General features: G+C 69.8%; 17 protein-coding genes and 1 pseudogene. 5 read left to right on the top strand and 13 right to left on the bottom strand.

The features are described 5' to 3' along the window. Window positions 1-34: 34 nt before the first annotated feature. Together ABH937_RS05545 and ABH937_RS05540 are read right to left on the bottom strand one after the other, a co-directional pair. Window positions 35-1,033, bottom strand: a complete 999-nt coding sequence (locus ABH937_RS05545; protein WP_370217379.1) for an NAD-dependent epimerase/dehydratase family protein — start codon at window positions 1,031-1,033, stop codon at window positions 35-37. Continuing rightward, a complete protein-coding gene (locus tag ABH937_RS05540) occupies window positions 1,026-1,985 on the bottom strand; it encodes a ScbA/BarX family gamma-butyrolactone biosynthesis protein (RefSeq protein WP_370217506.1) in 960 nt (319 codons plus the stop codon). Before ABH937_RS05540 ends, ABH937_RS05545 begins: the two co-directional genes overlap by 8 nt. Window positions 1,986-2,186: 201 nt before the next feature. Here ABH937_RS05540 and ABH937_RS05535 point away from each other — a divergent pair, with 201 nt between their 5' ends. Next, window positions 2,187-2,750: a TetR family transcriptional regulator gene (locus ABH937_RS05535; RefSeq protein WP_370217377.1), complete on the top strand. Its 564-nt coding sequence runs from the start codon at window positions 2,187-2,189 to the stop codon at window positions 2,748-2,750. Here the strand turns inward: ABH937_RS05535 and ABH937_RS05530 are convergent. Next, entirely contained in the window at window positions 2,695-3,381 is a 687-nt protein-coding gene (locus ABH937_RS05530; RefSeq protein ID WP_370217376.1) for a TetR family transcriptional regulator, read from the bottom strand. The two genes, ABH937_RS05535 and ABH937_RS05530, sit on opposite strands and share 56 nt — an antisense overlap. A gap of 252 nt (window positions 3,382-3,633) precedes the next feature. On the opposite strand from ABH937_RS05530, the gene ABH937_RS05525 reads away from it, so the two are divergent. Genes ABH937_RS05525 through ABH937_RS05515 form a run of 3 tightly spaced genes read left to right on the top strand, consistent with a single transcriptional unit; the run spans window position 3,634 to window position 5,349 of the window. Next, the gene (locus ABH937_RS05525; RefSeq protein ID WP_280688847.1) at window positions 3,634-3,960 is read left to right on the top strand and encodes a WXG100 family type VII secretion target; all 327 of its coding nucleotides are present in this window, start codon (window positions 3,634-3,636) and stop codon (window positions 3,958-3,960) included. A gap of 15 nt (window positions 3,961-3,975) precedes the next feature. Further along, complete coding sequence (locus ABH937_RS05520; RefSeq protein ID WP_280688846.1) at window positions 3,976-5,112, top strand: WXG100 family type VII secretion target; 1,137 nt, start codon at window positions 3,976-3,978, stop codon at window positions 5,110-5,112. A gap of 3 nt (window positions 5,113-5,115) precedes the next feature. Then, window positions 5,116-5,349 (top strand): hypothetical protein, encoded by a 234-nt coding sequence (locus tag ABH937_RS05515; RefSeq protein WP_280688845.1) that lies wholly within the window; start codon window positions 5,116-5,118, stop codon window positions 5,347-5,349. Here ABH937_RS05515 and ABH937_RS05510 read toward each other — a convergent pair. From ABH937_RS05510 to ABH937_RS05495, 4 genes are all read right to left on the bottom strand, one after another. After that, window positions 5,280-5,708 carry a hypothetical protein gene (locus ABH937_RS05510; protein ID WP_370217375.1) on the bottom strand — a complete coding sequence of 143 codons (429 nt, stop codon included), beginning with the start codon at window positions 5,706-5,708 and terminating at the stop codon, window positions 5,280-5,282. The genes ABH937_RS05515 and ABH937_RS05510 overlap by 70 nt on opposite strands. A 287-nt stretch (window positions 5,709-5,995) precedes the next feature. Beyond that, complete coding sequence (locus ABH937_RS05505; RefSeq protein WP_370217374.1) at window positions 5,996-6,838, bottom strand: helix-turn-helix domain-containing protein; 843 nt, start codon at window positions 6,836-6,838, stop codon at window positions 5,996-5,998. Then, window positions 6,835-7,371 (bottom strand): DUF6879 family protein, encoded by a 537-nt coding sequence (locus ABH937_RS05500; RefSeq protein ID WP_370217373.1) that lies wholly within the window; start codon window positions 7,369-7,371, stop codon window positions 6,835-6,837. Before ABH937_RS05500 ends, ABH937_RS05505 begins: the two co-directional genes overlap by 4 nt. 1 nt (window position 7,372) lies before the next feature. Next, the gene (locus tag ABH937_RS05495; RefSeq protein WP_370217372.1) at window positions 7,373-7,573 is read right to left on the bottom strand and encodes a hypothetical protein; all 201 of its coding nucleotides are present in this window, start codon (window positions 7,571-7,573) and stop codon (window positions 7,373-7,375) included. A gap of 231 nt (window positions 7,574-7,804) precedes the next feature. Between ABH937_RS05495 and ABH937_RS05490 the strand changes: the two genes are divergently transcribed. Next, the gene (locus ABH937_RS05490; protein ID WP_280688841.1) at window positions 7,805-8,356 is read left to right on the top strand and encodes an NUDIX hydrolase; all 552 of its coding nucleotides are present in this window, start codon (window positions 7,805-7,807) and stop codon (window positions 8,354-8,356) included. Between the two features lie 62 nt (window positions 8,357-8,418). On the opposite strand, the pseudogene ABH937_RS05485 reads toward ABH937_RS05490, so the two are convergent. From ABH937_RS05485 to ABH937_RS05460, 6 genes and pseudogenes are all read right to left on the bottom strand, one after another. Next, window positions 8,419-8,535 (bottom strand): annotated as a pseudogene (locus tag ABH937_RS05485) (proline dehydrogenase); the annotation flags it as partial. 22 nt (window positions 8,536-8,557) lie between these two features. Further along, the gene (locus ABH937_RS05480; protein ID WP_280688840.1) at window positions 8,558-9,073 is read right to left on the bottom strand and encodes a DUF6879 family protein; all 516 of its coding nucleotides are present in this window, start codon (window positions 9,071-9,073) and stop codon (window positions 8,558-8,560) included. After that, entirely contained in the window at window positions 9,051-9,173 is a 123-nt protein-coding gene (locus ABH937_RS05475) for a hypothetical protein (RefSeq protein WP_280688839.1), read from the bottom strand. Before ABH937_RS05475 ends, ABH937_RS05480 begins: the two co-directional genes overlap by 23 nt. A 135-nt stretch (window positions 9,174-9,308) precedes the next feature. Continuing rightward, a complete protein-coding gene (locus ABH937_RS05470) occupies window positions 9,309-10,208 on the bottom strand; it encodes an SDR family NAD(P)-dependent oxidoreductase (RefSeq protein ID WP_280688838.1) in 900 nt (299 codons plus the stop codon). A gap of 139 nt (window positions 10,209-10,347) precedes the next feature. Next, window positions 10,348-10,926 carry a helix-turn-helix domain-containing protein gene (locus ABH937_RS05465; RefSeq protein WP_280688837.1) on the bottom strand — a complete coding sequence of 193 codons (579 nt, stop codon included), beginning with the start codon at window positions 10,924-10,926 and terminating at the stop codon, window positions 10,348-10,350. A 156-nt stretch (window positions 10,927-11,082) separates the two neighbouring features. Further along, window positions 11,083-13,551: a putative Ig domain-containing protein gene (locus ABH937_RS05460; protein ID WP_370217371.1), complete on the bottom strand. Its 2,469-nt coding sequence runs from the start codon at window positions 13,549-13,551 to the stop codon at window positions 11,083-11,085. Window positions 13,552-13,673 lie beyond the last annotated feature (122 nt).

Here is a 13,673-nt window from a genome sequence, read left to right as displayed (position 1 = left end):
GGCAGCGCCCCCTGGCGCCTTCGGGCCTTCGAGGTCACCCCGCGCGCAACACGCTCCGGTACCACCGCGCGTCTCCCGCCAGCCGGTCCGCGAAGCCCGGTCCGGGCGATCGGCCGAGCAGTCGCCACAGCGCCCCGCCGTCGTACCAACGGTCCGAGGTGAGCAGCGCGGGCCTACGGTCGCCGACCGGACCGCCCGCCACGACCAGGCGCTCGGCCAGCTGGTCCCGGCTCAATTCCTCGGTCGGCTCCGCCAACCCGAGGATGCGGCAGACACCTGCCAACAACTCCCGGACCGTCACCGGCTCCGGATGCACAGCGTGCAGCACACCGCCCGTCCACTCGGCCCGCCCCAGCGCGAGCTCGACCAGCGCGCCGGCCAGGCCGTCCACCGAGATCATCGAGACGCGCGCCCGTCCGCCCTCGGGCCAGGCCGGCACCCTGCGCAGCAGGTCGGCCACGCCCGGCACCACCCACCGGTCGCCACGCCCGTAGATCAGGTTCGGACGCAACACCAGCCCACCCCGGGCCAGCACCGCCTGCTCCGCCGCGAGCCGGGTCCGGCTGGTCGGCGACACCGGTTCCGGGATCAACTCCCCTTCCAGGCAGCCTCGATGCGGTCCGTCCCCGTACACGGCCGCGGTGCTGAGCTGGATCACGCGCCGGACACCCGCCCGGCCGGCTTCGGCGAGCAGCGCCTCGGTGCCGTCCACGTTGGTCCGGCGGCACTGCTCGGGATCGCCCCCGATCAGCGAGGCCAGGTGCAGCACCGTGTCCACGCCCTCACAACAACCGGCCAGCGACGCGGGATCGGTCAGATCGGCGGCTGTCCAGGCCTCTCGTAAAGCGCGGTCGGACGTGCCGTCCGCCGCCATGCCGTCCACCCTCGCGCTGTCCACCGGAACCCGTCGCGCGAGCAGCCTCAGTTCCACCCCCTGGTCCGCACGCCGCGTCAACTCCCGCAGCACCGCAGCGCCGACGAACCCCGTCGCACCGGTGACCAGCAGCCTGCGCGGCCGTGTCCGATCAGCCACGGACCGCGGCCCTCATGGTCAGCCTGGCCTCGACCGCACTCCTGCCGCCCTGCTCGATGGTCACCCGCACCAGCGCGAGCTCGCCGAACTGCTCCAGCAGGACGGCCCGCACCAGGCAGGGAGCGTTCAGCTCGACGTAGCGGGAGTAGCCGATGTGGAAGGCCAGCGGCAGCGGCGCCGCCGCGCTGCCCATGCTCCGCGATCCGAGCAGTGCGGTCGCGGCCTGCCGGGCCGCCTCGGCGAGCAGCATCCCGGGCGCATGGTCGACCGGGTGGTCGAAGAGCACCGGGTGCGAGGGGTCGGCCCGGAGCAGCCAGCAGTCGGCCCGACCGCTGGGCGACAGCACCACATCGGACGCGCGCTCCCGCCCGACCAGGACGGGCGGGACCGGTGCCGGCGGCCGGGGGACCGCGGGTTCGCAGCCGCCGAGCGCCCGCATCCGGGAGTAGACGGCAGGCGACACGCAGTCGAAGCGGGCCGATCCGGTGCCGATCCAGTGGCCGTCCCGATGAATCGTCACATCCAGTCGGGCACCCGCGATGTAGTAGCCGCGCCGGACGATCTCCCCCGTCTCGACCGACAGCACCAGATCGGCCGGCATGCCTCCGACGAGCAGCCCGCCCGGGTCGACGTCGTAGGTCATGTCCTGCATCAGGAACTGGTGCCCGAACGGGACACCGAACTCCTGGTGGGCGATGACCAGTCCGGCCTGCCGGATGGCCTCGGCCACCAGCATCGGGTCGTGCCAGCGGCCTTCGATCGATTCATAAAAGCTGTGCGCCCTCGGGAGTTGTGCACCTACTGTGATGACATCCGACTCGACCGATCGGCATCCCGTGATGAGCACCTCCGAGATGGCCGCCCGGTGCACCAGACGGCGCGCCACCGATCCCGCGAACAGGCTCTCCAGATCCGCGAGTTCCACTCTGGACGGTCTTGCGGCACTTTCCATGACGATCACGAACGGTTCCCCCTCAACCGATTGGGTCGCTGCTCCCGCAGCAATAACAAACCTAGCATGCGGTTTCTTTTGCCGACAAGAGTTGCCCGCCCTTACGGTGGTGGCTCACGGCACAGATGCCCACGAAGGTGATGATCAGGACGCCGGCGACGGAGGTGGCTGTCGATGCAAGAGCGCGCGGTGCGCTCCAGAATGGCCATCATCGAGGGCGCCGCGGCCGCCTTCGAGGAACTCGGCTACGCGGGTGCGGGGTTCGCGGAGATCGTCCGAAGGTCCGGCCTGACGAGCGGCGGAGTGCAGTTCCACTTCGCCCACAAGGAGGACCTGGCCGCCGGAGTGGTCGAGTCCTGCGCGGCCCGGCTGCTCGCCGAACTCGCCCAGGCCAAGGCACCGCCCGCCGCCACCCTGTCGCGCCTGCACCGCCGCTCCGTCGTGGTCCGGGCCGGACTTCGCCTGATCGTCGAGCGCGCCCCGGCCCCGCCCGCCGGGCACTGCCGACGGCTGGTCGACGCCATCAGCCCGGTCTCGGCCACTGAGGCCGCTGATGCCTCCGAGGCCGCCGACACCTCCGACGCCCCCGACGCCGAACCGCTCGCCACGGTGCTGTTCGGCGCCCTGCTCGGGGCCCAGGCCATGGCCCCGTTCCTCGGCGGTCCGGAACGGGTACGCACCCAGTTCGAGTACGCCGCCCGACTGCTCACTACGCCCTCGGCCCCACCGCACCCGCGCCGAGCCGCAACGAACCGTACGGATTGAGCCCGGCAGCCGCAGCCTCACCCACCAGTCCCGGCAGCAACAGCCGCCAGCACTCCGCCACCTGCGCGACACTGCGACAGGGACCCCCGGCTCCCGCCAGCAACTCCGCGCCCACCATCGCCCCCGCCACCGACGCCGCCACCGATGACGCCGCCCGCCCTTCGCACAGGACGCCGGCCCGCTCGGTCATCAGCGCCAGAGCGCCGATCCGCTCCAGCCAGTCGCCGCAGAAATCCGGCGCGCCCCCGACCGCCGGCGGCAGTTGGTGCCACATCCGGACGGCCACCCGCACCGTGACGTCGCGGGCCAGCCACTCCAGCACGATCTGCGAGAGATCGATCAACTCCTGCACGGGGTGCGAGCGTCGCGACTCCAACCGCGCGCCGATATCCGCCAGCTTCCCGCACCCGGCAGCCTGAACAGCCGCTCCGAGGTCCCCCTTGGTGGGGAAGTGAAAGTGCAGCGCCCCGGTCGACACCCCCGCCGCCGCGGCGATCTCCCCCACCGTGGCTCCACGAAAGCCGTGCCGACCGAAGGCCTCCGCCGCCGCCACCACCAGCAGCGACCGCGTCCGCTCCGCCCTCACCTGCACTGCTCGCCCCTTCGCCGAGTCGACCGAGAGAGAAACCATACCAACTGTGCGGTTTTCCTACAAGGAAGTGCCGGCCCGCCACCGACGAGCCACCTGCGCACCATCGGCAGCGCCCGCCCCGCCCTGCCGCCGACACTCCGACCGTGCACGACCAACACCAACTCCGCACCACCCGCGCCCCGTTCGTCACATCTGGTCTCGCCGGCCGCACCTGACCCACCGTGTGGCATCATGTCGCGCTACTGGGATCCAGTGGATTGGCAAGGCAACACCCAGAACGGGGAACAGAGAATGGCCGGACAGCAGTTCCAGGTGCACCCACCGACGGTGGCCAGCCTGGCGACCAAGTTCCACACCGAGGCGCATGACCTCACCACACAGATCTCGACGTTCGAGTCGGGCGCCTCGAACCCCGCCGCCGCCTTCGGAGTGCTCGGCGCCTGCGACGGCGCGGCGAAGAACTATGCCTCGCTGCTCACCAACGTCAGCAAGGCACTGGGCCAGCTCTCCCAGGTGCTGGACGGCACCGGCGAGCGGCTGACGGCGACCGCCGGCTGCTACACCGACGTGGACCGGGCCGTGGAGACGCAGGCCAAGTCCGTTGGCCGCGCGGTCTGAGCGGGGGGCGACACGATGAGCATCAACGGATGGATCGACGGCAAGGTCCTCGAGGTCCTGCAAGCGTGCGGCGTGGAACTGCCGGGCGGTGACGGGGACGCGCTGCGCTCGATCGCGCAGACCTGGGACACCATGGGCAACGAGCTGACCGGGCTCGGCACCGCGGTCGACAGCGCGATCAGCGCGCTCGACGCGAAGGACTGGTCGGGTCCGGCGCACGACGCGTTCGTCAAGCACTGGCAGGGCGTCAAGAAGGTCGTCGACGAGGTGGCCGGGAACTTCCACCAGGTGGCCGGTGGCCTGCGGTCCTATGCCGATGAGATCGACAGCATCAACAAGGAGATCATCGACATCGGGGTCCAGATCGCCGAGATGGAGGTGGCGGGCGCCGCGCTGTCGTTCTTCACCGGCTTCCTCTCGGACCTGGTCGCGAACGCGGCGGTGGCCTCCCGGGTGGCCAAGATCATGGAGCTGGTGAAGAACTTCACCACGGCCGCCGAGAAGATCGCGGAACTGCTGGAGAAGTTCACCAGCCTCTCCGAGAAGACCATCTCCGTGCTGGAGACGATCATGAAGACGGTCGCCAAGATCAGCGGCACCTTCCTGGAGAAGGCGATCCCCACCTTCGCGACCAACTTCGTCGCCGACTCCGGCAGCACCATGCTGAACCAGGCGCTGAGCGGCCAACCGGTCACCTACACGAAGGACTTGGAGGGCGGCGCCTGGGACGCGGGCGGCACGGCCCTCTTCGCCGGCGGCGGCGCGGTGCTGGCCGGCGGGGTGAAGATGCCGAACATGGTGGCCAACGCGCTCACCGGGAACGGCAAGGCCGGCAACCTGATCAACGGCGCCCTGGGCAACGTCGCGGGCGCGGAGGTCGCCGACTGGCAGAACGACGCCAGCGGCTCCGCGATGTGGCAGGACGCCCTCACCAACGCCGCCACCGGCGCCCTCGGCAATCACCGCAGCGCCAAGGACGGCGAGAACATGGACGCCAAGGGCCGGACCGGCGGCGACAACCTCAGCGAGACCGGCAAGCTCCAGGACGAGATCTACAAGCAGAGCCGGGCGATCGGCGTCAACGCCTCCGTCTATGCTTCGGGCTCCGGCATCGAGTCGGATCTCCAGGCACTGGCGGCGGAAGGGCAGTAGCACGTGAGGTACCAGATCCGGCCGCTGGCCAGCTTCACCGTCACCAACCACACCCCGGGCTGGATCGGCCTGGTGGTGGCGGTGATCGAGCTCATCGCGCTCGTCGTGGTGGGCACCGGCGTCGCGGCGATCGTCGGCACCTGGAAGGTCGCCGAGAAGCCGGCGGACTACCTGCCCGGACCGCTGATCCTGCTGGCCGGGCTGGGGCTGGCGTACTTCGGGTACTGGCTGGCCTGAGCGCCGGTCAGGCGTGCCGCACGGACGTCGACGGCCCGTGCCCCGGTGACACCAGGGCACGGGCCGGCCGTCCGGCCGCGTACGAGCAGCGCCGCCGGGCGCGCCCTGCGGCGGAGCGGTAGGCCGAGCTCGGCGGCCAGGTGGTCGGCGATCCCCACGTGCAGGTGCCGCATGTCGGCGAGCAGCGGATCCAGCGCGCTCGCGTCGGCGCCCTGCTTCGCGGCGGCGTCCAGGCGGCGGCCGAGGGCGCGCAGTTCGGCGAGCGCCCTGGTCTGGTACGGCTTCATCAACTCGTCCTCTCGATCAAGGCGGTCGGCAGCGCGGTGCAGGCCCGGGTACCGAGTGTCGGTCTCGATCACGCCGCCACCCCGGCATGCTCAGGGCACGCCACCACGACCCACACCAGACCGTCCACGGTCCGGTGCCCGGCCGGTACCAAGGGCGGCTCAGTACCGCCGCACTGGACGCACGCATGTTCATGGAGTTGCGCGTAGGAGAGACGAAGGTCCGCAGGCGGCAGCCCGTTGGGCTGCGGCACGGACGCCGCAAGATCTGCCATGCCGACGACGGTAGAGGTACGTGCTTCTCCAGGACCGCGCTGTTTCTCCGAATTTCGAATCGCGCTGCCCGGGCTTCTCGGTATTCCTCAGGCCGTTCGCAGAGCAGCTGCCGCAGCAGCGATCACTCGGTGCGCGCGCGACCCATAGACCGCCGCACGGTCCAGGCGTTCCCACACCTTGCCGTACATCGCGATGTCGTCAGCATCATCGAGCCACATCTCTGCAGTGATCGTCTCGACGATGACGAGCCGTTCGTCGTAGATCCAGAATCCGTGGCGAGGCGTAATGGTCATGGGGACACCAAGCGGGATGATGCCGAGCTGAACTGTCGGCATGCCGATCAAGCCGGCAAGACGGTCCAGTTGACCAGCCATCACTTCTGGAGGGCAGGCCAGGACCCGCAGGGCCGCTTCCCACAGCAACGCGTGGAACATGCGCCCAGGTCGATAGAGGGCCTCTTGCCGCTTCATCCTGGCCAGCACCCCGGCGTCGATATCGCGCGGAGCCTGCCGCAGGTCAGCGCTGTGCTGGAGCAGGTGCCGCGCGTAGTCCGGGGTCTGGAGCATTCCCGGTATCACGGTCGCCTCGTAGGCCCTGATGCTCTCCGTGACGCGCTCCTGCGCGGTGGCCTCATCCTGACGAGGCCGGTAACCACCGGACAGTTGCCGACGCCATGATCGGAGATTCGTCTCCAGCCCGCGCAGGCGTCCCTGCAACTCTGCCGCAGCCTCCGGCCGGTCAGCAGCGGTCGCCCACGCATCGAGATCGGCAGGAGTTGGAGTTTGCTTGCCGGTCTCCAGCTTAGAGACTTTCGAGGGTGGCCAGCCGAGCCGCTTGGCCATCGTGCGGCCAGACACGCCGCCCTCGGTGCGGATGTCCCGCATCCGTGCACCGAGGGCTTCACGCGCCCGCTGAAAGTCCGTTGTCACACGATGGACGGTACCGCCATCGCGAACTCGGCGAGAGGGACAGCATGGTGCCAGGCAGCATCCCGAGCCTGGCACGCCGCGACGACCACGGCCGGATCCTCTGTCAGCTCGACACCGAGCGTGTCGTCGTCGGCGTCGAAGTGGAACCGAGCCATGACCTTTGAGTCGAACAGCCAAAAGTCGAAGTCAGGCAGTGCCAACTCGACCGCGACCTCTCGAGGCAGCATCCGGATGTCCTCGCCAGCCTGGACGTTACTCAGCCCCGAGGCCGCCAGGAAACGCTGTCCCACGGTTGGCGGGTCATCGACCAGGCGAACCCGCTCGAAGCGCTTCCCCGCCGCAGTCTGAGCACGTACGTTCAGGTGCCACGGATTGTCAGCGGGCTGCGGCGGCAAGGATCCAGCCTGAAACTGGCGGTACCGCTCCGTCACCCGGTCGACCGCGTAGCCGCGCCGAGTCTCCAGCCGCCAGGCCGTGTGCCTGAACTCCTCGAACAGGTGCTTGATGTGCCCAAAGGGCACAACCTCGGCCATATCAGTTCCTCGGCGCGAAGCGAGTGAGCAGGTCGCGCGGAACCACAACGAATGCCTCCCCCGGCAACACGTCCCGCAGCTGGCCGAGCGCCTCGTCGTCCTCCAGGCGGTAGCCCTGGACGACGATGTCGCCCGTCGGGGTCTCGTACAGCGTCGGGCAGTTGCCCTCTTCGGACGTGGAGCCGATGAACGTGAGCTTCATGCTGCTGCTCTCCCTCCATGCCGGTCCCGTTACCGGCTGGCTGCGCACAGTAGCCCCAGGACCGAGAAGCACGCCAGCGCACAAGCCCCCTCGGCGAGCACGTGGCCCCCGTCGCGGAGAGCAGCGTGGTCGAGCCGTTGATCCGGCGGGCGGCTGCACCGGTGAGGGAGCTTGAGGAGCGCGTGAGAGAGTCGAAGCACCAGCTCGTTCGCGTCTGAGGAGGCCCGCCCGGTGGAGTGGAAGAGCTACGGGCGGCGGCGCGTCTACGACAGCCCCTACGTCGAGGTCTGGCTGGATGACGTCGAGATCCCCGGCGTCGGCCGGATCGACCATCACGTGGTCACGATGCCGAAGGCGTCCGTGACGTCCGTTGTCACTGACGAGCAGGGCCGTTTCCTGTTGCTGTACCGGCACCGGTTCATCACCGATCACTGGGGCTGGGAGGTCCCGGCCGGTTGGGCGGAGCCCGGAGAGGACCCGGCCGTGGCGATCAGCCGGGAAATCGAGGAGGAGACCGGCTGGCGGCCGGCAAGCGTCACGCCGCTGGTGGAGTACGACGCACTGGCGGGCATCAGCACGATGCGCTTCCAGTGTTTCCACGCCACCGCCTGCGAGCAGATCGGGGCGCCCATCGACGGGAGTGAGGCGACTCGGGTGGAGTGGATGCCCGAGTCCGAGCTGCTGAAGCTGCTGGCCACCGGTCAGGTCCAGGACGGCCCGTCACTCGCGGCGCTCTCGTACTTCCTTGGCCCGCACCGCCTGCTGAGCAGCAACGCGCGCTAGCGAGCGCGACTGTGGCGGAGCCGAATTCGACTCCGCCACAGCTCAGCCCAGCTGACCGTCCGTCAGCCCCGGGTCGCCACCGCCCGCAGGAAGAACGTCAGGTTCGCCGGACGCTCCGCCAGGCGACACATGAAGTAGCCGTACCACTCCTGCCCGTAGGGCAGGTACACCCGGGCGGTGATCCCCACGCGCAGGTGTCGGTCAGGCCGGCCGGTACTCCTCGTGCGGGATGGCGCGGTTCCAGACCGATTCGAACGCGGTGCTGCAGAGCTTGCTGACCGCTGGATCCGTGATCAGCTCGTGGTCGAGAAAACTGCCGTCCCCGTCGAAGTGGTTGAGCAACAACGTCTCATCGTCGAACAGCCAGAAATCGTTGCCCGGCAGAGCCAGGTCAGTGCTCTGGCGCCGCGGCAGCCACCTGACGAGCTCGCCGGAGGCAACGTTGCCCGGGGTGAGGTCGTACTCGTACCGCACGTAGTCACTGATCGGCTCCGAGACGATCCGCGCTCGCCGAATTCGGACGCCGCGGCTGGTGGTCTCGGTCATCAAGGCCATCCACGGTCGCTCTGCCTCGTCGAGAGCCGAGAGGTTGAGCGTCCCGGCCTGCCAGGCGATGAACCTGGGATCGTCACGCATGTAGCCGTCGCGCATCTCCAGGTGGACGGCCGACCGTTGGCACGCGGCGAAGAGTTCCTCAAGCGTCGGAACCGCTGTCACCGCTCACCTCCGGGAAGAACATGGGCATGTACTCGGGCCACTCGACGACAGTCTCGTGATCCGGCAGGTCCAGCTGTTCGAGACGGTCGCTGTCGAGCACCTTCAGGCCCTGTACACGTACACGGTGAGACCCTCGGCGGCAAGCACCCGGGCGATATCCTCGCCGATGTTCATGGCAACCACGCTTCCCAGGTCGTGGCTGCCAGGTCTCTCCAGCAGTCACAGAACGTCGCGACTACATGTTCACTGAGGCCTGCCCACCGCGATGCAGCGGTGCCAACTGCCGGCTGAGCCTGAGGACGTTGTCGATGACCTGGGGGTCGGTGGCACCGCGGAAGGCGGGGACAGGCCGGGCCTCGGGCCCGATGAGCAGGCCGGTCCGCCCGTCGAGTGAAGTGTCGGTGGCGGCGAAGACGGACGGCCGGGCGGCAACGGTTGCCGGGCCGGCGGTGGAGCGTTCGAAGGTCCGGCGGACCAGCGGCCACAGCAGGCGCAGTGCCGGGGAGACGATCTTCGGTGAGGTCATGGTGCCGTTGGTCATGTCGGTCGCGGCGCCGCCGGGGTCGGCTGCGAAGACGGTGATGCCGGTGCCGTGCAGGCGCTCGGCCAGGTGCAGGGTGTAGGCGAGGTTGGCGAGCTTGGCGCGGCCGTACCAGTGGAAGCCGTAGTAGCCGCCCGGTGGTTCCACGGCGTCGAAGGTGCGCTTGGCGACCTTGATCGCGCCTGAGGTGACGTTGACGATCCGGCTCGGCGTGTCTGCTTGGAGCTGGTCGAGCAGTAGCTCGGTCAGCAGGTACGGCGAGAGGTGGTTGACGGCGAACGACGCCTCGATGCCGTCGAGCGTCTGCTGCCTGCGCGCGAACATGGCGCCGACGTTATTGACCAGCACCTTCAGCGGACCCTCGGCCGCCAGGTGCGCGGCCAGCGCTCGTACCTGGTCGAGCGATGCGAGGTCGGCAGCCACGAATCGCGGTGCGGCTCCGGTTGCCACCGCTGCGATCCGCTCGACGGCGCTCGTGCCGCGCTCGGCGTTGCGGCCGACCACAGTGACGGCGAACCCCTGCTCCGCGAGTGCCTTGGCGGTCTCCAGGCCGATGCCCCCGGTGCCCGCTGTCACCACTGCCCGTTGACTCATTGCTCTGCCCTTCGCTGCTGCCGGATTATTCGGATAGCTATCCGTTTCTGTGCGGGCACGCTAGCACAACCGGATACCTATCCGGTTAACGGGGAGTGGGGAGTGGGGAGTGGGGAGTGGGGAGTGGGTCGTGCCGCCGTCAGCGCGGAGGGCGCAGACCCTCGAGGAGGACGCCGAGGTAGAGCTCCCGGCGCGCCGGATCGCTGTGCCCGGAGCGCACGGCATGCTCGACGCCGCAGAGCAGGCGGCGAACGTCATCCGCCCCGATGCCGCTCCGGATGGCGCCGGCCCGGCGGGCGCGGTCCAGCAGATCGGCGACGGCTCGGTCGAGCTCGGCCTTCATTTCCGAGGTCTGCGCGTCGGCATCGCCCGCGGACTCCAGCACGGCCGCGAAACCAGGCTCGTCCAGCGCGCGGTCAAGCGCGAAGCGCAGGAGGCGGTGCAGGCCCGCGAGCGCGTCCTCGGCGTCGGCTGCCGCCTGCGCCTCTTCGACCAGCTCCCGGAAGCGCTCCGCCGAGAGCGCCTCGATCAGCGCATGGCGGTTGGGGAAGTGCCGGTACACGGTCCCCACGCCCACACCGGCGAGCCGGGCGATGACGTTCAACTGCAGAGAGCGGTCACCGGCGGCCAACTGCGCGCGGGCGACCTGCAGGACCCGGGCGCGGTTGCGCGCGGCATCCGCCCGCAGCGTTGTCGCCTGCCCCGCTCTCGGTGTCACGACCCCAGCATAAGTGGCCGCCTGCGGCCCGGGAACTGCGGCCGGCCGAGGCGGTTCGATCCGGTGGACGGCTGCTGCTGCCTCCCGAACCGGTCGCCGGATGGGCCTGCTGAGGGGCTCCCCCTGTGCTCGGGTGACGGGGGGAGCCCCTCGGGATCAGGAGGCGTTGAGCGCGGTGTCGTCGATGACGAAGCTGGTCTGCAGGGAGGCGTCCTCGGTGCCGGTGAACTTGAGGGTCACGGTCTGTCCGGCATAGCTGGACAGGTTGAAGGAGTGCAGGGTGTAGCCGGTGTTGCTGTTGAGGTTCGAGTAGGTGGCCAGCGTGGTGCTGCCGACCTGCAGCTTGAGGGTGTCGTAGGCGGTGGTGCCGGTCTCGGCGGTGTCGATGTGGAGGTAGAAGTTCAGGGTCGCGGTGCAGCCGGCGGGGATGGTGACGGTCTGCGAGAGGGTGTCGGTGTGGGTGCTGCCGTAGCCGTCCAGCCAGGCTTTCCAACTGCCGGAGTGGGCGGGTTCGCTGCTGGAGTTGTCGATGACGCCGGCCGAGGCGGTCCAGGGGGAGGCGGTGCCGGTCTCGAAGCCGGGGTTGCCGAGCTTCTGGCCCGGGCTGCTGCAGCCACTGCTGGGGTTGACGGTCCAGGTGAAAGTGGTGGACCCGGAGGCGGTGCCGGAGGAGGCGGTGACGGTCACCGTGGAGGTGCCGGCGGTGGTCGGGGTGCCGGAGATCAGACCGGAGGCGGAGATCGACAGGCCGGCGGGCAGGCCCGTGGCGGAGTAGGTGAGTGGTTTGCTCGCCGAGTCCGAGCCGGTGATCTGCAGTGCGGCCGCGGTGCCGACGGTGCTGGTCTGGTTACCCGGGCCGGTCACGGTGACGGTCTCGGTGCCGCCGCTGGGGTTGATCGTCCAGGTGAACGACATCTGGCCGGACGCGCCCGTGCCGTCCGTCGCCTTGACCGTCACCGAGGAGGTGCCGGCGGTGGTCGGGGTGCCGGAGATCAGACCGGAGGCGGAGATCGACAGCCCCGCCGGCAGGCCCGTCGCGGAGTAGGTCAGGCTCTGGCCGGAGGCGGAGTCGCTGCCGGAGATCTGCAGCGAGACCGCGGTGCCGGCGGTGCTGGTCTGGTTGCCCGGGCTGGCGACGGTGACGGTGTTTCCCGAGGCCTGACCGACCGGCAGACCGCCGGTCGGTGCGTACATCGCCACGTCGAACGTGCTGCCGTTGGGGGCGTGGGCGACCGGGATGACGGGGACGGCGTTGCCGCCGGCGAGGACGGAGGTGGAGATGTAGTCGCCGAACATCCGGCCCTGGCTGGTGTTCGGCAGCCAGGCCAGCGTCATCGGGCCGGCCAGCTGGAGGGGCGCGGTCCAGGTGGCACCGCCGTCGGTGGAGGAGACGTAGCCCGCGTCCAGCTGGCAGGTCGTGTCCGTGCAGGAGGCGTTCGGGTAGTAGTAGTACGTCAGACCGAGGCGGGCGGTGCTGCCCGAGCTGCTCGGATCCACGCCGATGCCCGGCGTGAAGTGGTCCACCGTGCTGGTGGCCGCGTCGATCGGCACCCGCACCGGCGTGCTCCACGACGTGCCGTCGGTGGAGGTCGACATGATGATGTCGTTGCTCGTGCAGCCGCTGCGGAAGCGGCAGTCGGACCAGACCGCGTAGACCGTGCCGGAGGCGTCGATCTCGGCGGACGGCAGCGAACTCTCGCGCAGAGTGTCGCGCGGGGGCAGCTTCGCGGTGTCCGCCGCAGCGTCCTCAAGCCCGGAGACCGTGTGGTGCGAGACGGTGGCGATCTGCACGCTGGCACCCCAGCTCGCGCCGCCGTCGGTCGAGACGAAGGCGTCCTCGGCGTCCGAACTGGCCGACGAGAACGGCACCACCACGGTGCCGCCGGGCTGCACGACCGGCTGGCCGCCCAGCCCGCTGGGGTTGTCGGCCGGGCCCAGCTCGTTGCCCCAGGTCGCTCCGCCGTCGGTCGACGTGCGCATGTGCTCGATGTCGCCGGCGCCGGCGTCGTCGTACTCGGTGTAGCAGTGCCCGTAGTACGGGCTGGTGGCGTGGTCGTCGCAGACCGTCCAGTTCTTGTCGTACGACGCGTTGGTGGACACGGCGACGGGGTTGCCCCAGGTGTGGCCGCCGTCGGTGGAACGGCTGAGTTCGACGTCGACGTTGCTGCCGGTGGTGATGCCGAGCCAGGAGACCATCCAGACGCCGTCCTTGGCGTCGTAGGCCACCGAGGCGTCGCTCACCTGCCCGTAGGGGCCGCCGGTGTTGGCGGTGGTGGCGGGCATGAACCCGTGCGTCCAGCTCTGGCCGCCGTCGCTCGACGTCGCCCATCCGATGTTGGAGGCGCCGCCGCCGGTGACCCGGCCGACCTGGAAGGCGGAGACGATCGTGCTGCCGGAACTGAACGTGTCCGGCTCGACCTCGGTGGCGTGCTGGGCCTGCGAGTCGGAGTACGGGTCACTGCTGATCTGCGTGAGGGCGGGCGTGAGGGCTGGAGCGGTGGCGCGGGGCGCGCGCGGGCCGTGGGAGGCGGCCTGGGAGGCGGCGAACGCCGGAGCGGTGAGCGCCGTCGCGGCGGCGAGAGCACCGGCGAGGAGTAAGGAGCCTTTTCTAGCCAGTCCGGACATGTCTCTCCTGACATACCGAGCGGTACCGGATGAGTGTCGGCTGCCGCCGACACGGGGCAGACGGATGCTGGCGCCCCCAGCGCCCCCGGGAAAGGCCGATGGCATGGCTGGAACATGACATG

The sequence above is a fragment of the Kitasatospora sp. GAS1066B genome, assembly GCF_041262605.1.
In the GTDB taxonomy this organism is placed as follows: Bacteria; Actinomycetota; Actinomycetes; order Streptomycetales; family Streptomycetaceae; genus Kitasatospora.
Note: the sequence above shows the minus strand (reverse complement) of the source record. Positions and strands in the feature narration are given on the sequence as shown.

Coding starts and splice junctions, on each gene's coding strand:
- ABH937_RS05540 (WP_370217506.1), bottom strand. CDS start 1,985: ATGGAAAGTGCCGCAAGACCGTCCAGAGTGGAACTCGCGGATCTGGAG.
- ABH937_RS05535 (WP_370217377.1), top strand. CDS start 2,187: ATGGCCATCATCGAGGGCGCCGCGGCCGCCTTCGAGGAACTCGGCTAC.
- ABH937_RS05530 (WP_370217376.1), bottom strand. CDS start 3,381: ATGGTTTCTCTCTCGGTCGACTCGGCGAAGGGGCGAGCAGTGCAGGTG.
- ABH937_RS05525 (WP_280688847.1), top strand. CDS start 3,634: ATGGCCGGACAGCAGTTCCAGGTGCACCCACCGACGGTGGCCAGCCTG.
- ABH937_RS05520 (WP_280688846.1), top strand. CDS start 3,976: ATGAGCATCAACGGATGGATCGACGGCAAGGTCCTCGAGGTCCTGCAA.
- ABH937_RS05500 (WP_370217373.1), bottom strand. CDS start 7,371: ATGGCCGAGGTTGTGCCCTTTGGGCACATCAAGCACCTGTTCGAGGAG.
- ABH937_RS05495 (WP_370217372.1), bottom strand. CDS start 7,573: ATGAAGCTCACGTTCATCGGCTCCACGTCCGAAGAGGGCAACTGCCCG.
- ABH937_RS05470 (WP_280688838.1), bottom strand. CDS start 10,208: ATGAGTCAACGGGCAGTGGTGACAGCGGGCACCGGGGGCATCGGCCTG.
- ABH937_RS05460 (WP_370217371.1), bottom strand. CDS start 13,551: ATGTCCGGACTGGCTAGAAAAGGCTCCTTACTCCTCGCCGGTGCTCTC.